At 35.5% G+C, this 22974-nt stretch carries 21 protein-coding genes; 10 read left to right on the top strand and 11 right to left on the bottom strand.

Annotated elements, in window-relative coordinates; all coding sequences use genetic code 11:
- Positions 1-47: 47 nt before the first annotated feature.
- The 4 genes from ACFQO1_RS09390 to ACFQO1_RS09405 are packed head-to-tail and all read right to left on the bottom strand — an operon-like array spanning position 48 to position 5144.
- Positions 48-1457: a TolC family protein gene (locus tag ACFQO1_RS09390; RefSeq protein WP_380217768.1), complete on the bottom strand. Its 1410-nt coding sequence runs from the start codon at positions 1455-1457 to the stop codon at positions 48-50.
- On the bottom strand, positions 1454-2809 hold the full coding sequence (locus ACFQO1_RS09395; protein WP_380217769.1) for an HlyD family secretion protein: 1356 nt from the start codon (positions 2807-2809) through the stop codon (positions 1454-1456). The genes ACFQO1_RS09390 and ACFQO1_RS09395 overlap by 4 nt, the downstream gene beginning before the upstream one ends.
- 2 nt (positions 2810-2811) lie before the next feature.
- A complete protein-coding gene (locus ACFQO1_RS09400; protein WP_380217771.1) occupies positions 2812-4464 on the bottom strand; it encodes a peptidase domain-containing ABC transporter in 1653 nt (550 codons plus the stop codon).
- On the bottom strand, positions 4461-5144 hold the full coding sequence (locus ACFQO1_RS09405; protein ID WP_380217773.1) for a TetR/AcrR family transcriptional regulator: 684 nt from the start codon (positions 5142-5144) through the stop codon (positions 4461-4463). Before ACFQO1_RS09405 ends, ACFQO1_RS09400 begins: the two co-directional genes overlap by 4 nt.
- A 152-nt stretch (positions 5145-5296) precedes the next feature.
- Between ACFQO1_RS09405 and pyrH the strand changes: the two genes are divergently transcribed.
- The 7 genes from pyrH (at position 5297) to ACFQO1_RS09440 (ending at position 14151) form a co-directional block, all read left to right on the top strand.
- Positions 5297-6004 (top strand): UMP kinase, encoded by a 708-nt coding sequence (gene pyrH / locus ACFQO1_RS09410; RefSeq protein WP_380217774.1) that lies wholly within the window; start codon positions 5297-5299, stop codon positions 6002-6004.
- Positions 6005-6115: 111 nt separating this feature from the next.
- The gene (gene frr, locus ACFQO1_RS09415) at positions 6116-6670 is read left to right on the top strand and encodes a ribosome recycling factor (protein ID WP_380217775.1); all 555 of its coding nucleotides are present in this window, start codon (positions 6116-6118) and stop codon (positions 6668-6670) included.
- A 78-nt stretch (positions 6671-6748) separates the two neighbouring features.
- A complete protein-coding gene (locus tag ACFQO1_RS09420; protein WP_380217776.1) occupies positions 6749-8020 on the top strand; it encodes a DUF5686 family protein in 1272 nt (423 codons plus the stop codon).
- Between the two features lie 65 nt (positions 8021-8085).
- Entirely contained in the window at positions 8086-10494 is a 2409-nt protein-coding gene (locus ACFQO1_RS09425; RefSeq protein ID WP_380217777.1) for an efflux RND transporter permease subunit, read from the top strand.
- Between the two features lie 59 nt (positions 10495-10553).
- Positions 10554-11996 carry an asparagine--tRNA ligase gene (asnS, locus tag ACFQO1_RS09430; protein WP_380217778.1) on the top strand — a complete coding sequence of 481 codons (1443 nt, stop codon included), beginning with the start codon at positions 10554-10556 and terminating at the stop codon, positions 11994-11996.
- Between the two features lie 89 nt (positions 11997-12085).
- The gene (gene rpoN / locus ACFQO1_RS09435; protein WP_380217779.1) at positions 12086-13546 is read left to right on the top strand and encodes an RNA polymerase factor sigma-54; all 1461 of its coding nucleotides are present in this window, start codon (positions 12086-12088) and stop codon (positions 13544-13546) included.
- Entirely contained in the window at positions 13546-14151 is a 606-nt protein-coding gene (locus tag ACFQO1_RS09440) for a hypothetical protein (RefSeq protein ID WP_380217780.1), read from the top strand. The genes rpoN and ACFQO1_RS09440 overlap by 1 nt, the downstream gene beginning before the upstream one ends.
- On the opposite strand, the gene ACFQO1_RS09445 is transcribed toward ACFQO1_RS09440, so the two are convergent.
- From ACFQO1_RS09445 to ACFQO1_RS09475, 7 genes are all read right to left on the bottom strand, one after another.
- The gene (locus ACFQO1_RS09445; protein ID WP_380217781.1) at positions 14146-14859 is read right to left on the bottom strand and encodes a porin family protein; all 714 of its coding nucleotides are present in this window, start codon (positions 14857-14859) and stop codon (positions 14146-14148) included. The two genes, ACFQO1_RS09440 and ACFQO1_RS09445, sit on opposite strands and share 6 nt — an antisense overlap.
- An 87-nt stretch (positions 14860-14946) precedes the next feature.
- Positions 14947-15420 carry an ExbD/TolR family protein gene (locus ACFQO1_RS09450; protein WP_380217782.1) on the bottom strand — a complete coding sequence of 158 codons (474 nt, stop codon included), beginning with the start codon at positions 15418-15420 and terminating at the stop codon, positions 14947-14949.
- An 11-nt stretch (positions 15421-15431) separates the two neighbouring features.
- The gene (locus ACFQO1_RS09455) at positions 15432-16043 is read right to left on the bottom strand and encodes an ExbD/TolR family protein (protein WP_380217783.1); all 612 of its coding nucleotides are present in this window, start codon (positions 16041-16043) and stop codon (positions 15432-15434) included.
- A gap of 1 nt (position 16044) precedes the next feature.
- Positions 16045-16473, bottom strand: coding sequence for a hypothetical protein (locus ACFQO1_RS09460; RefSeq protein ID WP_380217784.1), 429 nt, complete (start codon positions 16471-16473; stop codon positions 16045-16047).
- A gap of 18 nt (positions 16474-16491) precedes the next feature.
- Positions 16492-17286: a MotA/TolQ/ExbB proton channel family protein gene (locus tag ACFQO1_RS09465; RefSeq protein WP_380217786.1), complete on the bottom strand. Its 795-nt coding sequence runs from the start codon at positions 17284-17286 to the stop codon at positions 16492-16494.
- A gap of 166 nt (positions 17287-17452) precedes the next feature.
- Entirely contained in the window at positions 17453-18097 is a 645-nt protein-coding gene (locus tag ACFQO1_RS09470) for an SH3 domain-containing protein (protein ID WP_380217788.1), read from the bottom strand.
- 311 nt (positions 18098-18408) lie between these two features.
- A complete protein-coding gene (locus tag ACFQO1_RS09475) occupies positions 18409-19656 on the bottom strand; it encodes an NAD(P)/FAD-dependent oxidoreductase (RefSeq protein ID WP_380217789.1) in 1248 nt (415 codons plus the stop codon).
- A gap of 104 nt (positions 19657-19760) precedes the next feature.
- On the opposite strand from ACFQO1_RS09475, the gene flxA reads away from it, so the two are divergent.
- The 3 genes from flxA (at position 19761) to ACFQO1_RS09490 (ending at position 22973) form a co-directional block, all read left to right on the top strand.
- Positions 19761-21293 carry a flexirubin biosynthesis tyrosine ammonia-lyase FlxA gene (gene flxA / locus ACFQO1_RS09480; RefSeq protein ID WP_380217790.1) on the top strand — a complete coding sequence of 511 codons (1533 nt, stop codon included), beginning with the start codon at positions 19761-19763 and terminating at the stop codon, positions 21291-21293.
- Complete coding sequence (gene flxB, locus ACFQO1_RS09485; protein WP_380217791.1) at positions 21290-22021, top strand: flexirubin biosynthesis SDR family reductase FlxB; 732 nt, start codon at positions 21290-21292, stop codon at positions 22019-22021. Before flxA ends, flxB begins: the two co-directional genes overlap by 4 nt.
- 67 nt (positions 22022-22088) lie before the next feature.
- Positions 22089-22973: an LpxL/LpxP family acyltransferase gene (locus ACFQO1_RS09490; RefSeq protein WP_380217792.1), complete on the top strand. Its 885-nt coding sequence runs from the start codon at positions 22089-22091 to the stop codon at positions 22971-22973.
- Position 22974 lies beyond the last annotated feature (1 nt).

Consider the following 22974-nt stretch of genomic DNA (forward strand, 5'->3'; position numbering starts at 1 on the left):
TACAATCCGCTTTCAGCTTGCTGAAAGCGGATTTTTTTTAGTTGCATTTAGTTTACTTCCAACCCAGAAGTACCAAGTGTATTAAACAGGTCGGCTGCTGCTTGCAGCTGTTTGGTAGTAAGTGCAATTTCTTTTAATTGCGCATCAATTAATTTTTGCTCTCTCGATATTATTAAAAATAGCGAACCTTCTCCTAAAAAGAATTTTCTTTCTTCTGCTTTTACGAGTGTTTGATAATCGATCACAATATTATTTATCATGGTATTTTGAATACGTAAAGAGCTAATTTCTGTCTTAATAGCTTCAATTTTATTGACAATGGTTAACCTAGTAGCATTTCTTTCAAATTGAGCATCTTGTAACTTGTAATTTGCAAGTTGTACCTCTCCACGTTCTTTACGTAAAAAGAGTGGAAAACGAATGTTTAAAAATGCCTTGTAATTTTCGGTATTAAAACTATCCAATTGATCATATTCTTGGGAAAGAAAATTATATTGAAGATCGACATTTGGAAGTAGTTTATTCAATTTTAATTTTCGGTCTACTTCTAAGCCTTCAATCTTTGCATTCATGCTTATCATTTTGGGATGATCATTTAATAGTGCTTCTGTATCTTCATTTTGATTCCATGTCAATATATTTTCTACAAGTGCTAATTCAGGCATTATTGGTAATACTTCATCTTCTAAAAGCAATGGAATATCATTAACCCATAAATAATTGCTTACCTTAAGTTTAGCTTTTCTGGCAGTTAAAGAAGCAGCTTCGAGCTCCAGAGCTCTATTCTGAACTGTAATACTAGCTTCAGTTATATCAATAGTGGCTTTATCACCTTCTTCTACACTTCGTTTTACCGCATTAAGACGAGACGTAGCATTGGTAAGAAAATTGGTATATACCTTTTGTGTATTGAAAGCTTCTAACCATTCAAAATAAGCTTTACTTGCTTCAAAAAGTAGATTATTAATTAATAAATCTCGATCTGCCTGGGACTGCTGATTAAAAAATTTAGCTTTTTTCAGCGAAGCCATTCGTTCATTAATCAGTAATCCTTGAGCTAGAGAAAATGAAACGCCCGCACTATATAGTCCGCCTTCTGGTACCGTAAGACTAGGGTCTAAAAATTGACCCGTGTTTTCTTCAAAATTTGCTTTAAACTCTACACCATACCAAGTTGGTACTTTAAATGTAGTATTTAGTTGATCGAAGTATTCGGTATTTTTAAATTTTTTTCTATCATAATCTACTTCAATCGTAGGGTCAAATCCACCCCTTGCTCGCAACAAGTTTGCTTCCCCACTTTTCAAAACCAGATTAGCTTGTTTCGTTAGTGGATGATGTTGTTTTACAAAGCCTAGAAATTCTTCAAAGGAAAGCGTTTGATTCGTTTCCTGAGCATTTAAAGTAGTTGTTAATAAAGCAATAACTATGGTTAGGTAAAAAATGATACGATTCATTTTTTTTCAGATTTTGAATTAGAATTAGCTGTAGGTAGATAATAATCTGGAGGGAACCCATTCAGTTTTCTCCATAACTCATACCATATTGGAACATCTTTAAGGAGTGATATGGTTCTTGCACCAGAGCCAATACTCACATTTTTAGGCCAAAGCTCTTTGTCTGGATTTGGAGCAATGAGTACTCTAAATTTTCCATTGGAACTTATAAAATTTTCTACCGCTACCACCTTGCCTGCATAGGTTCCAAAGGATGCATCTGGCCATCCACTAAATACAATAGCGGGCCACCCATCAAATTGTACCCGAACATCTTCTCCAACATGTATTAACGGCATATCTATGGGGGATACATAAGTTTCAATAGCTAAATCGTAATCTGATGGCATAATGCTTACCAGCTGTTCACCTTCCTTAAATGTCTCACCAATACCTGCTCGTAATGCTTTATTTATATAACCATTTTGGGGGGCAAGAATGTATCTCATTTTATCACGAATTTCATAATTGCTCGATTCATTTTCTAATTTTGAAACTTGTGCTTCTGTGTCAAATTGTGCAGAACTTGCCGTAAATTTATCGCTTTGTGCTTTGCTTATTTTTTCAGCATATTCTGCAGCAGTTCTGTTAATATCCAGTTGCGCATTGATAAACATATTTCTGCTCATCAATAATTTATTGTCTTGACTTATCAATTTTGCCTCCGTTTCCTGCACTTTTAACCTTTTATCTTCGACTTCAGCAACCGATTTAAGTCCTTCTTCCTGAAGAGTAACTGTACGGTCATACTGCTTTTTTGCAATTTCAAGGTTGGTCTTTGCTGCTACTAAATCAATACTGTCACTTTGAACTTTATAGCGTGCTTGTTGCAATTTGTTTTTTGCTTGCTCAGTTTTAAGAACCATTTCATTTTGAATAGCATAGATTTGATTTTCTAAAGACCTCACTTTGTCTTTATAAGATAACGCTGCATTGTTTTTTGCATCACGTTGGGCAAGGGTCCTTTCAAGTAGTTTAGGATCTTGATATTCATTTTTTATTTCTGAAACAAATAGAATTGTGTCTCCTTTCTCAACAAAAGCTCCTTCTCTAACAAACCATTGCTCAATACGTCCTGGTATTGTTGATTGAATGGTTTGCGGGCGCTGTTCGGGAGTTAAAGTAGTTACATAGCCTTTTCCTGAAACTGTTTGAGTCCAAGGTAGAAATAAGATGACTACTCCTATAACGGCAAAGGCAAACAAAAACCGATTAAAATAAACAAAGTATTTTACCTTATGAGCTTTTGTGTACGCAGAGTACTCATCAAGAGCCACTTTTTTATTCAATTGATTATGAGATATGTTGAGCATACTTAAACTATTTTTCCTTTAGAGATTTGAATGTATTTCGTACAAAACTGTTTCCAGTTTTTATTACGACTTGTAACAATAAGAAGCCATGGCCTGTCTTTATGCGTTAAATATTCCATGAGCTGTGTTGCATTTTGTTCGTCGAAATATTCAATAGCATCTTTAAGTAAAAGAATTTTGGGGTTATGGACTATAGCCCTTGCTAATAAAATTCTTTTTGATACAGTATGGGGTATTTTTTGACCTTGTGAAAGTATAAAGCTATTGATACCTTTTGGTTGCTTGCGTATAAAATCTTCAAGACCAACATCCTTAATTATTTGATGAACATGATCCATTGAAATTGAGGTGTTTCCGAAGGTTATATTTTCATAGATAGTGCCTTCAAATGGCATCTGGTTAGGAAGTACTTGTCCAACCTGCGATCTGTAAGAGTTGATTCGCATTCCCTGAAAACTATGATTATTAATATATATTCCGCCTGAAGCTGGAGATTCTTGTCCAGATAATAATCTTAATAAAGTAGTCTTTCCAGATCCTGGAGGCCCATCTATAAAAACCCGATCAGTACTCTTTAATTCTAAAGATATCTCGTCAAGAATATTTTGGCCCAGAGAGGTTTGATAAGAAACATTATCTATTAATAGAGTTGTAGGGCTTTCAGAAGAAAAAGGATCAGTTCCTTCTTGATTTTCAAGATTTTTATCCACAACCTGTCCTATTTTTTCTAAAGAAGTAAGTACATCATAAAAACTTTCCAAACCAGTTACGAGTTTTTCTACAGAGCTTATTACCAATAGAATGATAATCTCTGCGGCAACAAACTGACCAATATTCATTTCCTGGTTTAAAACGAGTAAACCCCCTATAAGAAGCAGGCCAGCTGTTACTAAAACCTTAAAGCCAATCATTTGGATAAACTGAACCATTAACACTTTAAAGTGTCCTTCCCGTGCCTCAAGATATTGTTCGGTTAATTTATTATTGCGGTCCATAGCAAGGGATGTTCTTCCAGATAGCTTAAAACTTGTAATAGATCTTGCCACTTCTTGGATCCAATGTGCTACAGCATATTTCTTTTTTGATTCATTTAAACTGGTTGCAAGCCCTTTTCTTGCCGTAAAATTAAAAACCACGTAAACTAAAATAACTAATAACAATCCATATATGATAAAGAAGGGGTGGTAAAGAGAAAGTAGAATCAATCCAAAAAGAATCTGTAAAATTGCCGCTGGGAAATCTAATAATATTTTTGACAATCCTTTTTGAACAGTTAGTGTGTCAAAAAATCTGTTGGCTAATTCTGGAGGATAATAATTACGAAGTTCATCCCATCTTATTTTAGGGAATCGATAGGCAAACTCAAAAGAGGAACGTGTAAATATCTTTTGCTGAATATTTTCAAGAATTCTAATTTGCATTAATTGTAAAATACCTTGAAAAGCAACCCCTAGTGTTACCAATACGACTAGGACTATCCATGACGTTGAAACTTGTGCACCTTGTATCAAATTGATGATGGCTTGAATTCCTAGGGGAAGTGTAAGTGCGACAACTCCTGCAAAAATTGCGTAGTAGAAAATTTGCTTTATGTCTCTTTTGTCAAGTTCCAATAGGTGGATAAAGCGTTGCCACGGTGTCATTTCTTTTTTCATTGATTGTGATTATTTAGAGTACTAAATAGTAAATGAGAATAAAAATCTGTAGGGGTAGTTTTTCCAACACAATCTGTCATCGATGGGAAATGGTCGGTAAGAAAATGCTGGTGTAGCGATCCTTCGACCAATGTGCTGGCTAAGGATGCTGGATACGGATACGAGCTATCGTATTCTGCGATAGCTTTTTTTATTCGATTGATAAGATTTTTATAAATTGAAAAATATCCTTCTTTGTTTTCCTCGTCTACCTCCTTCGTTAAAAACGATTTTGAATATTCATTAATAATAATTTTATTCAAAAGCATTTCACTAATGTGTGTAAAATTTGAATCGTTTTTAATTTTTTCGGTAATAATGGATATTATTTTTTTTAGCTTTTCTGAAGGATCTGAAAGACTATATGTATTTAAAACAATTTGATATTCTACCCAAGCCCAATACCACGAGGTTAAGTATAATAATAGCTTGTGTTTATTTTCAAAATAACGATACACCGAGCTTTCATTGGATGATATTCTGGCACCTAGTTTTTTAAAGGTAAACGCCTCAAACCCTATTTCATCGATTAGCTGAATGCTGTGCTCTACAATTCGCTTTCCAAGAATAGAGGTCTCCGGATCTTTGACATATGTTTTTTCATTGACCTTGATCTGAAAATTTCCCAATAAATCATGCATAAATATTAGTTTTAAGCGCAAATATAATAGTAATACTATCATTAATCAATAGTAATACTAATATTTATAATTTATTTAATATTTAAAGGGATTTTTATAATCTGATAATCCTTTACATTTTTTAGCTATTTTTGTAAACCAAACCCGCTACCATGCAATACAATCGAATCCTATTAAAACTTTCTGGAGAAGCCCTTATGGGAAAACGTCAATACGGAATTGATCCCGAAAGACTTCAAGAATATGCTCAAGAGATTAAACAAATTATTGAAAAAGGTGTTGAAGTTGCCATTGTAATAGGTGGTGGAAACATATTTAGAGGGGTTGCAGGAGCCAGCCGTGGAATGGATCGCGTTCAAGGAGACCATATGGGAATGCTTGCAACTGTTATCAATGGTCTTGCTTTGCAAAGTGCATTGGAAGATGAAGGCGTGCCTACGCGCTTACAAAGTGCAATAAAAATTAACGAAGTTGCCGAACCATTTATCCGCCGCAAAGCCATGCGTCATCTTGAAAAAGGTCGTGTCGTAATTTTTGGTGGAGGTACCGGAAATCCTTACTTCACAACAGATTCTGCAGCAGTTTTACGCGCGATTGAAATTAGTGCCGATGTTATTTTAAAAGGAACTCGTGTTGACGGAATCTATTCTAGTGATCCCGAAAAAAACAGGGATGCTATTAAATTTGATTTTATATCCTTTGATGACGTTCTAAGTAAGGGTCTAAAGGTAATGGACACGACAGCCTTTACACTAAGTCAAGAAAATGAGTTGCCTATCATTGTGTTTGATATGAATAAAAAAGGAAATTTAATGAAAGTAGTTTCAGGCGAATCGATTGGCACAAAAGTAAATTTGTAACTTGAAAATACATTCTTTTCAGAAGAAAAAAAATTCTTATTTTTGAATTGGACTGATTTTTGAATCATTCAGAAAAATAGAAAAAGCCACCCGACTTCTCGGGTAAGAAACATGGAAGAAGAAATTAAATTTATTATCGACAGTACGAAGGAAGCGATGGGGAAAGCCATTAAGCATCTTGAAAAAGCATTTATAAACATTAGAGCTGGAAAAGCATCACCTTCTATGGTAGGAAGTGTCATGGTAGAATATTATGGCAGTCCTACACCTCTTAGTCAGGTAGCTAATGTGAGTACTCCAGACGGTATGACGATTTCAATCCAACCATGGGAAAAAGGACTCATCCCTGAAATTGAAAAAGGAATCAACCTAGCTAATTTAGGGTTTAACCCAATGAATAATGGTGAAAGTGTAATTATTAACGTGCCACCACTAACAGAAGAGCGGCGTATGCAATTAGCTAAACAAGCCAAAGCTGAAGCAGAAGAAGCAAAAATTGGAGTTCGTAACGACCGTAAAAACGCAAACAATGAAATTAAGGATCTAGATATTAGTGAAGATATGAAAGCTAATCTAGAAATTGATGTTCAGACTATGACAGACAATCATATTAAAAAAATTGATGAACTTCTAGCCTCAAAAGAAAAAGAGATCATGACGGTGTAACAACCGTTAAACAATATATAATTAAGCGGCTACTATGCCGCTTTCTTTTTACATTTACGTTTTTCCCATTTATACAATATGCAAAAACAGGTTTTCTTTATTCTCTTATTATGTATAATAGGAACTTCTCTATATGCACAGGAACCAGCTATACAGGTCGCAAAAGATTCTACCGCGACACGAGAAGAGAAAAAGGAAAGCCCCTTTAAATCTGGATTTTATCCAATAGGATTTTTCGATATAGACCTCAAGTACATTATTAAATTAAATAATTATGAAGGATTTCGACTGGGAATTGGTGGAATTACAAATGAAAAGCTTTCTGAAAGTTTCAGGATTGGAGGTTATATGGCGTACGGTTTTAAAGATAAAGGATTTAAGTATAGTGTAGGAGGAGCGTATCGGATTAATGAAGAAACAAATACTTGGATTAATGGGTATTATATTGATGATATTAGAGAAATAGGCTCTTTTAATTATCTAACTGATGCCAGAGTGTATTCAGTTTTTGAACCTCGTCTAGTAAATGTAACTCAATTTTATAAACACAAAACAGAGCAGGTTAACATTCAACATGAATTCTCAAAAAAGGTTCTTTCAGAGTTTCGTGTATCTCGTAGCGAAATACGCCAAATAGAAAATTATCAGTTTATCAATAACGGGCAACCCATTGAAAATTACGAGGTTTTTGAAACAACTGCTTCGGTAAGAATTAGCCCTAAGACCAACTTTTTCACTACTAAAGATGGTTTAGTGGAGTATTTTGATGGATTCCCAAAGTTTAGCGGGCAAATTACAAAAGGATACAGTGGCGTGCTTGGTAGTGACTTTGATTACTATAAGTTTGGTTTAAAAATAGACTATTACATTAAGCGAACCGATTTATCTTCTACCAACTTTTTAGTAGAAGGTTTGCTTGCTACCGGAGACATTCCATTAACACATTTGTTTCATGCTTACCCAAATGCACCTACCAAAGAAACTATTTTACAACGATTTTCGGTTGCGGGAACCCGCAGTTTTGAAACTATGTATTTTGGCGAGTTTTTTTCAGATAAATTAGTGATGTTTCAAGCAAAGCATAGCTTACGACGCTTCTACTTTTCAGATAAATTTAAGCCAGAACTCGTATTTCTAACGAAACATGCTATTGGAAATCTGGATAATCCGGAGCAACATCAGGGAATTGGTTTTAAAACATTGGATCATATCTATAATGAGTCGGGAATTGAATTGAACAAACTCATTTTTGGTTTTGGATTGAGTTTTGCGTATCGATACGGCCATTTTGAGCTTCCTGAATTTGAGGACAATGTCTCCTTTAAATTTACGTTCAATTTAAAGGTTTAAAAACACTTCTATGGCTGGGCAGGCCATTCAATAATTGTACCTTTGTATTTTAATGTTTTCATTTTTTGAATAAACTATTCAGCATCGGTTTTTGGAGCGCAGTTGCCCGATTTATTCTTCGGAATAGGACGTTGATCCTCATATTTATTGCTGTGATTACCGTACTTCTGGCCTTGCAGTGGAAAAACATGCGTTTTACGTATACTGAAGCAAATCTCCTTCCAGACGATCATCCTGTCAATGTAGAATATGATACTTTTTTGTCAAAGTTTGGTGAAGAGGGAAATCTTATCGTGATAGGAATTAAGGATTCTACTTTGTTTAAACCTGAAACGTTCAAAGCTTGGAATCAACTTGCACATGACATCAACTCTAAAGATGCAGTAGATCTTACGCTTTCTGTAGGGAATCTTCAGAAATTGGTAAAACGAAAGGACACCACTGCTTTTGCAATGGAACCTTTGGTTTTAGATACAATATATTCCGAAGAAAACTTACAACAATTAGAATACGAACTTTTTGAAAGACTACCATTTTACGAGGGTTTAATATATAGTCCAGGTAAAACCTCAGTGAGAACTGCTGTGTATCTCAAAAAAGAGATTGTCAATACAGCAGGAAGAAAAGATTTTATCGTCAAGGAACTTATTCCTCTACTGGATACTTTTAAAGATGAAACGGGATTAACGGTACACACGTCTGGGATGCCTTATATTCGTACTTTGAACGCTCAAAACATCATCGACGAAATCGGGATGTTTATTGCAGCAGCTTTACTGGTCACTTCATTAATATTTTTTTTCTTTTTTAGGTCATTCAGAGCCACATTAATTTCCATGATTACAGTAATCATAGGGGTAATGTGGGCATTTGGAATTTTAGGTTTGTTACATTATGAGATTACGGTGCTTACAGCTTTAATTCCGCCGCTCATTATTGTAATAGGTATTCCCAATTGTATTTTTCTCATTAATAAATACCAACAGGAAATTAAACAACATGGAAATCAGGCGAAGTCTTTACAACGCGTCATTGCCAAAGTAGGGAATGCAACCTTGATGACCAATGTGACTACAGCTTCGGGCTTTGCTACTTTTATTTTAACCAATAGCAAATTATTAAAAGAATTTGGTATTGTTGCTTCCATTTGTATCATTGCGATTTTCTTATTGAGTTTGTTCATCATTCCTATTGTATATAGTTATATGAACATTCCTAAATACAAGCATTTAAAGCATCTTAACAAAACATGGATCAACAGTTTTGTAGACTGGATGGAGCGTATGGTGAAGCATCACAGTGTTGCTATTTATATTGCTTCGGTTACTTTACTTGCTACAGGGATTATTGGCATTTATAATATTAAAATCTCAGGAAGTCTTATTGAAGATATGCCCAAAAGCACTCAGTTTTTTAAAGATATTAGATTTTTTGAAAAGGAATATGAAGGTATTATGCCACTTGAGATATTAATTGATACTAAACGAGAACGGGGAGTAATGAAGCTTGCCACCTTAAAACGTATGGATGAATTGCAGGAATATCTGGAGGAAATACCAGAACTGGCGAAACCTATTTCTGCTGTGAACTTAATTAAATACTCTAAACAAGCCTATTATAATGGAAATCCAGAGTACTATCAATTGCCAAATAGCCAGGAACAAAGCTTTATACTATCGTATGCAAAAAGTAGTGCTGGCGATACTAACCTTTTGAGTAGTTATGTGGATAGTACAGGCCAATATGCTCGTATTACTACATTCATGAAGGATACCGAAACAGATCGATTTGACAGAATAGAAGAAGATATAAAAGCAAAAATTGCTAAAGTATTTCCTGCGGAACGATATGAGGTTTCTGTAACAGGAAAAGCATTGGTTTTTCAGAAAGGGACAAAATATCTAGTGACAAATCTGGTCATTTCATTATCTCTCGCCATATTATTGATCGCTTTGTTTATGGCGTGGATGTTCCGAAGCTTTAGAATGATATTGGTATCGCTCTTACCCAATTTACTTCCGTTACTTATCACAGCTGGATTAATGGGCTTTTTGGGCATTCCTATAAAACCTTCCACTATATTGGTGTTTAGTATTGCTTTTGGAATTTCGGTCGATGATACCATACACTTTCTTGCCAAATACCGACAAGAGCTTATTGCCAATAACTGGAAGATCAAAAAATCTGTGTATGCAGCGCTCCGGGAAACCGGTGTGAGTATGTTTTATACCTCCATTGTCTTGTTCTTCGGTTTTTCAGTATTTACCATTTCCAGTTTTGGCGGAACAGTGGCCTTAGGAGCGTTAGTTTCAGTAACACTGGTATTTGCAATGCTTGCCAATTTATTACTCCTGCCAGCTTTATTACTTTCATTAGAAAAAAGTATCGCTAACAAGAGAACATTTAAGAAGCCTGCCTTAAAGATTTTTCCAGATTCTGAAGACGAAGAAGCTGAAAATGCTTCAGAAAATTAGAATTGAAAAATTTCGGTTTCAGAATTAAACAAATATCTTTGCAGCCTTATTAAAATACTATGAAACACACAGCTATTAGTCAGATTTTAAAAATGGAACCTTCGTTACATGAAGTTACTGTAAAAGGGTGGGTACGTTCTTTTAGAAGCAATCGCTTTATTGCCGTAAATGATGGTTCTACGATTCATAATCTACAATGTGTAATAGACTTTTCAACTTTTGATGAAGAAGTTTTAAAGCAAATCACTACGGGAGCCGCTATTGAAGTAACTGGACAATTGGTTGAAAGCCAGGGGCAAGGTCAATCTGTAGAAATACAGGCTTCTAGCGTACGTGTGTTGGGTACTGCAGACCCAGAGGAGGTAAAGCTTACCATTTTGTCTCCAAAGCGTCATACACTTGAAAAATTAAGAGAACAGGCGCATTTAAGGGTGCGAACCAATACTTTTGGAGCGGTAATGCGGTTGCGTTCAAAATTAGCGTTTGCAGTGCATCAATATTTCCAAAATAATGGGTTCTACTACATGAATGCTCCTATCATTACGGGAAGTGATGCCGAAGGTGCTGGCGAAATGTTTAAGGTCACGGCGATGGATCTTAAGAACACAAAAAAAACAGAGGATGGTAAGGTAGATTTTTCTGAAGATTTCTTTGAAAAAGAGACAAATCTTACCGTAAGTGGACAGCTTGAAGCTGAAACATATGCGATGGGATTAGGAAAAGTTTATACTTTTGGCCCTACGTTTAGAGCCGAAAATTCTAACACTTCAAGACATTTGGCCGAATTCTGGATGATTGAACCTGAGATCGCTTTTTGCGACTTGCATGGTAACATGGATCTGGCTGAAGATTTTATCAAATATGTGGTAAAGTATGCACTAGATAATTGTCAAGATGATTTGGAATTTCTTGAAAACAGACTTTTGGATGAAGAAAAAAGTAAGCCACAGGCAGAACGCAGCGAGATGACCTTACGTGATAAATTAAGTTTTATTGTAGACAATAATTTTAAGCGTGTAAGTTATACAGAAGCCATTGATATTTTGAAACGATCGAAGCCTAATCAGAAAAAGAAATTCAAATATATTATCGAGGAGTGGGGTGCAGATCTTCAAAGTGAGCATGAACGCTATTTGGTAGAAAAGCATTTTAAATGTCCTGTAATTCTTTTTGATTACCCAGCAACCATCAAAGCATTTTATATGCGGTTAAACGACGATGGAAAGACCGTACGAGCCATGGATGTACTTTTTCCAGGAATTGGTGAGATTGTAGGTGGAAGTCAGCGTGAGGAACGGTATGACGTTTTAAAAGAGAAAATGAAGGCGATGGACATTAGCGAAGAAGAGCTATACTGGTATCTTGATTTGCGTAAATTTGGTACTTGTGTGCATAGTGGGTTTGGACTAGGATTTGAGCGTTTGGTTCAATTCGTTACAGGTATGGGAAATATAAGAGATGTGATCCCTTATCCGCGTACGCCAGGAAATGCCGCTTTCTAAGGTATAAATTCACAACATTATATTAAAACCAGCTACAAATCTGCGAGATATAGCTGGTTTTTTTTAATTTTATAGTAACTTAGATACGTATGCTAAAACAACAGTTAAATTTTAAATTATCACAAAAACTTTCTCCTCAACAAATCCAGTTGATGAAGTTGATTCAGTTGCCTACACAGGCTTTTGAACAACGTATTTCACAGGAAATGAATGAGAATCCGGCTTTAGAAGGTGGAAAAGAAGAGGAGGAGAAATTTGATGAAGATTTTGAAGAGGATTATGGAGAAGACTATGATGATGGAACTGAAACCATTGAAACAGAAATCAACGTAGATGACTATTTAAGTGACGATGAAACTCCAAGCTACAAGCTTTCTGCCAATAATTATAGTGCAGATGATGAAGACAAGCAAACACCGTATGCTTCAGGCACCTCATTTAATCAACATTTGTTACAACAACTCAATACCTATAGGTTTACTGAGGAAGAAGAGGAAATCGCAAAATTTCTAGTTGGAAGTGTTGATGAAAGCGGCTACATACGTAGAGATATTCAGGATATTGTAGATGATCTTGCCTTCACTCAAAATGTATATACTTCCGAAGAAAAAATAGAAAAGGTTCTTGATATTGTTCAGGATTTAGATCCAGCTGGCGTCGGGGCCCGAAATCTTGAAGAATGTTTGTTATTACAGTTATACAGAAAAGAACCTACTGCGTCTGTTGCATTGGCCACCAAAATCATTGAAGAAAGTTTTGATCATTTTTCAAAAAAACATTACAAGAAACTACTTCAAAAATTTGATATTACTGAGGATCAACTTAGAGGTGCTATTTCTGAAATAGAACATTTGAACCCAAAGCCAGGAGGAGCTATTGCTGGTAATACCAGAATGGTTGAACATGTTGTGCCCGATTTTACGATTAAGATTGTTGATGGAGAATTGGATTTGACGCTCAATGGTAGAAATGCACCAGAAATGCATGTTTCTAGAGAATATACCAATATGTTAAAAGGGTATAAGGACTCAAAAAATAAAACCAAATCTCAAAAAGATGCGGTAATGTTTATAAAGCAAAAATTGGATGCTGCTAAGTGGTTTATTGATGCAATTAAGCAACGACAACAAACTCTTTTTGTAACCATGAATTCTATAATGCATTATCAGAAGGAGTTTTTTTTAACAGGTGACGAACGAAAGTTACGTCCTATGATTCTAAAGGACATTGCAGATGAAATTGATATGGACGTTTCTACAGTTTCACGTGTAGCGAATAGTAAATATGTAGATACTCCATATGGTACAAAACTTATTAAAGAGTTTTTTAGTGAGTCAATGACAAATGATCAAGGGGAAGAAGTATCGACTAGAGAGATCAAGAAAATACTTGAAATCACAATTTCTGAAGAGGATAAACGAAAGCCTTATACAGATGATAAACTGGCAAAAATCTTAAAGGAAAAAGGATATCCAATAGCACGAAGGACAGTTGCCAAATACCGGGAGCAATTAGATTTACCAGTTGCCAGACTTCGAAAAGAAATCTGATGAATTTTTTATTAAGAGTAGGCGCTTATATCCTGCACCCATTATTAATGCCTTTGATTGGCGTTATTATATATTATTATAGTACCCCTAGATTTGTAGAATTACCATTTATTCAGGCAAAAGTTTTAGCAGTGCTCATCCTTACAGTGCTAATTCCACTTATTTTATTCTTTTTGCTGAAAAACTTAGGTGTGATCGACTCCATTCATTTAAGCAAGGTTAAGGAACGTATCATGCCACTCATTATACAAATTGTGTTACTGGTATTAATTGTCAAAATTGTATTTAATGTTTTTGACAGTCCTGAAATGTATTATTTTTTTATAGGAATTCTATTTTCTACTAGTACAGCATTAGTTTTAGCATTTTTTAAGATCAAAGCGAGCCTTCATCAAATGGGAATTGCTGGTGTAACCATGTTTCTTATTGCGTTGAGTATCCATTTTGAAATTAACTTATTGCTCTGGATTGCCTTATTCCTAATCGGGAACGGATGGGTCGCAACCTCAAGGTTGCATACAACTTCTCATACTATGCCCGAACTTATTGTAGGATTTTTTATTGGAGTTATTCCTCAGCTGCTAATGGTAAACTTCTGGTTATAAGATATAAAACATAAGCCCAAGCTTTATAGTTTTTAGACTTACATCTTGACCATCTGTAGTGAGTGCGTTTTTAAAGAATGGATTAATGCTATAATGTGCGAAAAGATTGAATGTATTATAGCCAAAGCTTAATGTTGCGCCTAATCGAAGCGGTTCGAATTCAGGGATATCTGTTTGGAAAACTTCATTTCCTGGTTGTTTAAAAGTAGTTTTATAGTGGTATACATATCCTATTTTCATTCCGGCATACACCCGCCAAAACTTATACGTAGATGCTGTAGAACTGCGCCATCTAAATTCTATGGGAGCGTCAATGCTATAAACAGAGATTCTATTTCGATCATAATTGACCTCGCTGCTGTTGAGTACTGTAAAGATAGTTTCTTCTGAATCTTCTTCACCAATAAAAAGATTTTGTCCGTACGTATCAAAAGATACCCCTGCACCTATAGCAATGGCTATGTTTCTTCTTTTATTAATAGGCATATCTCTAAGGTATCCCAACTGAAGACCTCCAGAAAGCCCTTGAATTTCCACTCCAACAGGTTTATCTGATAGGATGTTATAATTAATTCCGAAATAAAATTGATCTTCACGATATAGTGAATCGATTTCTTTTGAAAAAGGACCGCTAGGTTCCTGCCCAATGCAATTGATAATGGGAGAAAGTAATAGTAAATAAAATAAAATAGCAGTGGCTTTTATCATATGCTAAAGATACATTTTATTAAGAGGTATAAAAACGAAAAAACGCCCTGAAAATTTCAAGGCGTTTTAAAAATGTATAAGGATGTTTTATTGATCCAGTTCTGTACCTGGAGATGTAATATATATAAGTTTCAACATATTAAGATCTCTTAGTTCTTGCTTAATATCGGTTACAAGTCCTGTATTGGTTTCTTCATCAACTTTTAAAGCTACCATTACTCTGTCTTGAAGCTCTGGACGTAATTTTGCACGCGCCTCTGTTAAAGCAAATTTCAAGCTATTTACATCGGTGTATTTATCACCTATCTGAATTTTACCTTCTGTACCATACTTGTCTGTATAACGAGCACTAGGCTTACCAGCATAGATATAAACGGCTCTGTCTTTCTGTAATTTCTCAACTTGATCTGCTTTAGGGAGTTGATTCTTTACCAAGAGATTATTGTCTCTCAATACAGTAACTACCATAAAGAAGAATAAAAGCATAAATACAATATCTGGTAATGACGCTGTATTTACGGGAGGTAATTCCCCACCTTTTTTCTTATTAAACTTTGACATATTTTAAATTTTTATTGTCCAGATTTTTTTGGTTCCGCTTCAGACAGCTTAAGAGGGAATAGTTTCTGAATGTTCTCAAGTTTTTCAGTGTAATTATCTACTTGAGAGTCGGAAATTTTCCCTTCATCAATCTGTTGTTTAATTTCTGTGAATTTCCATCCGTATAAACGTTGTGACTCTCTATTTCTTAAAAAATTGTAGGCTGCTACTAATTCATTTTGAACAGCGATGTACATTTTATAAGAAGTTAATCGGTCGTTCTGAACAGAAATTACAGCTTTATCTGGATTGTCTGATGATTCTGGATCACGCCTTCCTTGACAGTAAGTACATTGTGCAGCAATACCTCCATTATCTAAAAAATCGATTGCGGCTTGTCGAAGATCCTTAAGCTCCATAAGCTCTTCTTCAACTAACAATTGATCACTTTTGTTTACGTTAACAATAAAAACGTTTTTCTCTTTCAATATCGGTGGATCCACTACATCTTCATTGGGTGGAAGCTGCCTTGCGATACCCTTATCTTTCTCGATTGTAGTTGTTACAAGGAAGAAAATAAGTAGTAAGAAGGCAATATCTGCCATAGATCCTGCATTTACTTCAGGTGCTGATCTTCTTGCCATGTTATCTGTTAATTAATTTTGTTACTCCTGTCCATACCATTGCTGCGATGGCAAGCAATGCCATAATATAAAAAGTATATAATCCTGTTCCTACCCATTTTGAACCACTAGCCGATAGAGTTCCTCCATCTTTAAGAGGTGTTTCAACACCGTCTGCAAGCACATATGCTATTATTATAATGAGTGCAAAACCTGCTAAGGTAAATAAGGTCTTTTTTATGTTCCCTGCAAAAATCCCTTTGAGTACGTAAAAAATCACGATAAGTGTTATTAACGCTAAGATTGCATAAGTAACATAAATGTATCCATCAACACCAGCTCCAGTATTTACTACAGTATCATTTCCTTTTATTAACAAGTTAACAAAGAAAGCAACTCCTGCAATCCCAAAGATGAGTGCTATAATTTTAAATATTTTATGTAATGCCATTGTATATAGGTCTTAATATTATTTTCTGTTCTTGTAATCTACGAGCATATCTATTAAGGTAATAGAAGCATCTTCCATACTGTTTACGATACTGTCAATTTTTGCAATAATGTAATTGTAAAAAATCTGAAGAATAATTGCTACGATAAGACCAAATACAGTTGTTAAAAGTGCTACTTTAATACCTCCCGCAACAAGTGATGGGTTCATATCTCCAGCAGCTTCAATTCTGTCAAAAGCAAGGATCATACCAATTACCGTACCCATGAAACCAAGCATTGGAGCCAGAGCGATAAATAATGATACCCATGAAACATTTTTTTCTAATTGTCCCATTTGAACTCCACCATAGGCTACTACCGATTTCTCTGCAGCTTCAATGCTTTCATCTGCTCGGTCTAAACCTTGGTAATAAATAGAGGCTACAGGACCTTTTGTGTTTCTACAAACCTCTTTTGCAGCTTCAATACCTCCGCTGTTTAGAGCATCTTCTACATTTTCAGCTAACTTCTGAGTATTTGTGGTAGAAAGGTTTAAGTAGATAATTCTTTCAATAGCGATTGCCAAACCAAGAATTAAACATAAAAGTACGATACCCATAAATAAAGGAGTACCTTCAATAAAATACTTTTTTAATGTTTGATGAAAACCTAAAGTTTCTTCTGCCGGAACAGCGTCCTCATCTTGAATTAGTGTTACTGTTGTTGCAGTTACTAGTGAATTTGAACTAGAAGTTGTTACTGCGGCGTTGCTGGTTAATGTTCCTGCAAACACCATTGCGGCAATTGCCATAATAGAAAATAATTTTTTCATTGCTATCGACTTAAAAGTTTGTTTTTAGTTAAGGGTTTAAAGATATAAAATAATTTAGTTAATCTACAAGAATAATTAGGCTAACATCTATAATTGCTGGAATTAAGACTGTTATAACTTGATATTTATTTTTGCTGAAGATTTTACGCACACCTATTCGCTATAATTAGTTGGCTGAATCTTCAACATACTTGCTATAAACCCACCCAACCGTAGCATCTTTACGTTGTACTTTTACCCACAAAATAGAGTCTGTAGCTTTTTGAAGTATTAAAACTCGCTCTCCTGCAGTTGGGAAATATGTTATGATGGAATCCTGAAGAGTAGGTCCTGCTCGCATCCTTACATCATCTCCAGTTACAACAGCATTCCCAAAAATAGTTGGCTCTTCTTCTAATTCAACTTTAACTGTGGGTTCTATTTCTATAGGTTCTTTGTTTTCAGAATAGAGAAAAAAACCAGTGATGATAATTCCTACTAATAGCATCACCGCACCAAGAAGATAAATTCCCTTTTTCTTAGTGTTGGTAGTGGCAACACCGTCTTCATTTTTTATTTCAGCTAAAGGTATGGTTTTTACTCTAGCCTTCTTTGCAGCTTTTTCCTTTTGTAAGCGTAATTTCTCTAATCTAGTTTGTTCTTTTTTCCATGCCTTTTTCGTAAAATAAGTACCAGCTTCATTTTGATAAATACCAGTTGCCATTTCTGACCCCTTCGTATCACGTTCTATGACCTCATGAGAAGCATTTGTATAAAACCTATCTGGGTTGGTTTGCTTGGCGTGTATTATTTCTCGTAATTTTTTTGACATATTCCTTATATATAGGTATTCTTTATATATAAAGATACAAAACAACTTTTCTGAATTGAAAATTAGTTGAAAACTATTCTATTTTAATCGGAAACAGTTATTTCTCAGTTAGTCGTGGAATAATTTTTGTAAAATGAATCTTGGATAACTATAATATGTAACTTTTAAATTTTAGGGAGGGCCACGTATGATTTAAAACACGTTTTGTATTGCCATTGTGCCAATGACAAAACAGGTAAACAAGTATATTTAATTATTAACGTTTAATAATTGAATTAGCCAAATCAAGTGCTGCAGAGGTAGCACTTTTTTTATGAAGTATGTGGATCACTCTCAATATCCACTACTTTTGCCAATGTCTTAATAATACGGTGGTGTTTTTTTACAAATGGATTTGAAGTGTCCCATACATATCCAGCCAAGACCGATGTGATCTGTTTTTTTATCTGAACGTTGTCCTGCTCTCTAAAAAATATCTTCTGAAAGTTCCCCGTATACCACTCCCTTACATAGGTAGCAAAAACATCAACGCCATTTTTAATATAGTCTGCATATTCTATTTGCCAGTTTATCCTTTCTCCTCTTAACTGTCGTGTGGCTAATTTCGCTGCAAGCAAGCCGCTCTCGGTAGCAAAGGTTACTCCCGAAGAAAACACTGGATCCAAAAACTCGGCACTATTTCCTGTAAGAGCAAACCCCTTTCCATAGAGCTGCGTAACAGCTTTAGAGATATTCTTTATAATAATGGGTTCAAAAATAAACTCACAATCAATGAACCTGTCATGATAATGAGATGAAAGTGCAAGCATCTGTTGTAGTCTTTCAGAAGGGGTTCCCTTAAATGCTTCCAGGTCTTCTGTTGGTCCTACATATCCCAGACTGGTTATTCCATTTGAAAACGGAATGACCCACAACCATGATTCGTCTTTAACTACATCAAAGGTAATAAGAGTGCCTTCTTCTCCCGCAGGTCGTTTTGAATCTACCACATGGGTGAAAATGGAAGCATGCTTCGGTATTTGAGCAGGTGCATCCAGATCAAGCAGTCTAGGAAGTACACGTCCAAACCCACTGGAATCGATAATAAATTTTGCCAAGATAGTTTCCGTAGTGCCTTCTGGAGTTTTTACAGTTGTGCAAGAGCTTCCGTCCTCATTAAATGTAACTTCAATAACTTCAGTGTTAAACTCAATATCAACCCCTTTTTTCTCAAGCTCGTCTGTAAGTGTTTTGTCAAAATCTGCACGTGGGACCTGCCAGGTCCAGTTCCAGCCTTCCGTAGATTTTTCAGCAAAATCAAAGCTATAAGCATTTCCATTTCTTAGAAAACGAGCTCCTCTCTTAATTTCAAAATCCTGCTGTTTTAAACAATCGAGTAATCCGGTCTCTTCAAAATGCTCCATGCATCGAGGCAACAGACTTTCTCCAATCACAAATCTAGGGAAGATGTTTTTTTCCACGACCTTGACTTTTATATTTTGATTGTGTAAATATGCAGCAGCAACACTGCCAGAAGGTCCAGCACCTATAACTAATACATCTACTTGGGTAGGAGTCATTTTTTGTGGTGAGAGTTTTTTATTTGTTGTTTCTTTGTACATCAAAATAACTACTTTAGGTTGAGTTATGATAGATAATACTTAAAATATTTGCAATCGCATCTATGATTATATTAAAAGGAGAGTTACGAGTAGAAGATTTTTATAACATTGTATATGGTGCTGCTCAAGTTTCTATAGACGAATCGGTACTGGAAACAGTTCAAGAAAGTTTTGATTTTCTGAAAGTTTTCTCACAGAATAAAATTATTTATGGTGTTAATACGGGCTTCGGACCCATGGCACAATATAAAGTAAATGATTCGCAGCGTATTCAGCTTCAATATAATTTAATTCGAAGTCACGCTGCCGGAAGCGGAAGTCCAATTGACCCGACCTACGTGAGAGCAGCAATGCTGGCACGCTTAAATACCTTATTGCTAGGAAAAAGCGCCGTACATCCTAGTGTGATTCATTTAATGACTTCGTTGTTAAACTTAAATATCATCCCCGTAATTTATGAGCACGGAGGTGTGGGAGCAAGTGGTGATCTAGTACAGTTGGCACATCTCGCTTTGGTGCTTATTGGAGAAGGAGAGGTGTATTACAAAGGGAAGATTACAGCAACTCAGACAGTTTTTGAAGCTGAAAAATTAGAACCCATTTCAATAGAGCTACGTGAAGGTCTAGCGTTGATGAATGGAACTTCGGTTATGAGTGGCATCGGAATATTAAATGCTATTCATGCCAGACGTCTACTAGACTGGATGGTACAATGCTCTTCTGCTATTAACGAAATCGTTGAAGCATATGATGATCACCTTTCTTATGAACTCAATCAATCTAAAAAACATATAGGACAAAGAGAAATTGCCTCTCGTATGAGAAAGCACCTGGCTGATAGCAAGCTAACTAGAAAAAGGGAACATCATTTATATAATGGTATCAAGGAAGGGGCTGTTTTTGAAGAAAAAGTACAAGAATATTATTCTATTCGCTGTGTACCACAAATTCTGGGGCCAGTGCTGGATACCTTAAACAATGTAGAGCGAATTCTTTTTGAAGAAGTCAACTCTGCCAATGACAATCCAATTATAGATGTTGCCACAAAGCAGGTATATCACGGCGGAAACTTTCACGGAGATTATGTGTCCTTAGAAATGGATAAGCTTAAAATAGTGACGACAAAAGTAAGTATGCTAGCCGAAAGGCAACTTAATTATCTATTAAATAGCAAACTCAATGATATACTGCCTCCCTTTGTCAACCTTGGCACCTTAGGTCTTAATTTTGGAATGCAGGGAACACAATTTACAGCAACCTCAACGACAGCCGAAAATCAGATGCTATCAAACCCGATGTATGTCCATAGTATTCCAAATAATAACGACAATCAAGATATTGTGAGTATGGGTGCCAATGCGGCACTTATTACAAAAAAGGTGATCGAAAATGCTTATGAAGTAGTGGCTATTGAGCTAATGACCATCATACAGGCGATTGAGTATCTTAAAGTACAGGATAAGGTATCTTCAAAAACCAAAAAATTATATGACGATAGTAGAGCCATCGTTCCACCATTAAAGGAGGATGAAGTACTATACCCGTATCTTAAAAAAGTAAAAGAATATTTACTGACCTCAAAAATAAAAAAATGAAATACGCATTAGTCACCGGAGGTTCAAGAGGGATTGGCCGTGCCATTTGTGTACAACTTGCTTTGGATCATGGCTATCATGTGTTAATTAACTATCAGAGTAATCAAGAAGCAGCTCAAGAAACATTACGCTTAATTGAAAAAAATGATGGTTCGGGAGAACTACTCCAATTTAATGTGGCCAATGCTTCAGATACTTCAAATGCGTTGGCAACTTGGCAAAAAAGCACGCCAGAAGCAATCATAGAAGTGATTGTAAATAATGCAGGAATAACCAAAGATGGGTTATTTATGTGGATGAAACCTGAAGATTGGAAAACTGTTATCGATACGTCCCTCAACGGATTTTATAACGTTACTCAGCCCTTGTTGCAACCTATGCTTTTAAATCGCTTCGGAAGAATCATCAATATCGTTTCTCTTTCTGGATTAAAAGGAACTCCAGGACAAACCAATTACGCGGCTGCAAAAGGAGCGCTTATCGCTGCAACAAAATCTCTTGCGCATGAAGTGGCAAAACGGAATGTAACTGTCAATGCAGTGGCACCAGGGTTTATCGAAAGTGATATGACTTCAGAACTGGATGTGGCTTCCCTTAAAAAATTAATACCGGTAAATCGTTTTGGAACTCCCCAGGAAATAGCACATGTCGTTTCTTTTCTTACTTCACAAAAAGCTTCTTACATTACTGGTGAAGTGATCAATATTAATGGCGGAATTTATTCTTAACCACCCCATTTTTAAGGTAAAATTCCTGTAATTTTGAAACCGAATTCAAAATCTACAGAAAAAATTTATGGCAGCAGAATGGGACGGAAAATCCAGAGGGACTGTTTTTGGTTTTAAAGTATTTATCTTTTTTATCAAGAATTTTGGAATACGTGCTGCTTATGCATTGATGCATCTTCCCATTCCCTATTTCTGTCTTTTTTCACGAAAAAACGTAAGGGGCTTATCTCACTATTTTAGGAAAAGATTAGGGTATTCTTGGTTTAAAAGTAGCATAAGCATTTATAAAACATATTATGTCTTTGGACAAACACTGGTAGATAAAATTGCAATTTCTTCTGGACTTCGGAAAAATTATTCATTCGAATTTGACGGAGAAGAAAAAATCGAAGACGCACTTTCAGAAAATAAAGGCGGTATTCTTATTAGTGCTCACGTTGGAAATTTTGAACTGGCACAATACTTTTTTAAAGAGCGCGGATTTAACACTTCCATTCGTATTGTTATTACAGACCAAGATCATGAAGCGATAAAAGATTATCTGGGTCAATACCTTAACAGGGACGAAAAGCGATTTATCATTATTAAAGAGGATCTGTCTCACATTTTTGAGATCAATGCAGCCCTTTCCCGTAACGAAATAATTGTGATAACCGGCGATCGATATATGCAATACAGTAAAACTATGGAAGCAGAACTGTTAGGAAAAAAAGCTAAATTTCCATTAGGTCCTTTTCATATGGGCGCCCGATTTAAAGTGCCTATATTGTTTGTCTATGTGATGCGTGAACCCCAAAAAAAATATCATTTATATGCAAGGCGAGTACAGGTAGAATATAAAGATGCAGCAGAACTACTTCATAAATATACCAATCATGTAGAACGGGTTTTAAAGAAATATCCGTTGCAATGGTTTAATTTTTACGATTTTTGGGAAGACAATAAGACGTGAC

The sequence above is a fragment of the Jejudonia soesokkakensis genome, assembly GCF_042664795.1.
In the GTDB taxonomy this organism is placed as follows: domain Bacteria; phylum Bacteroidota; class Bacteroidia; order Flavobacteriales; family Flavobacteriaceae; genus Jejudonia; species Jejudonia soesokkakensis.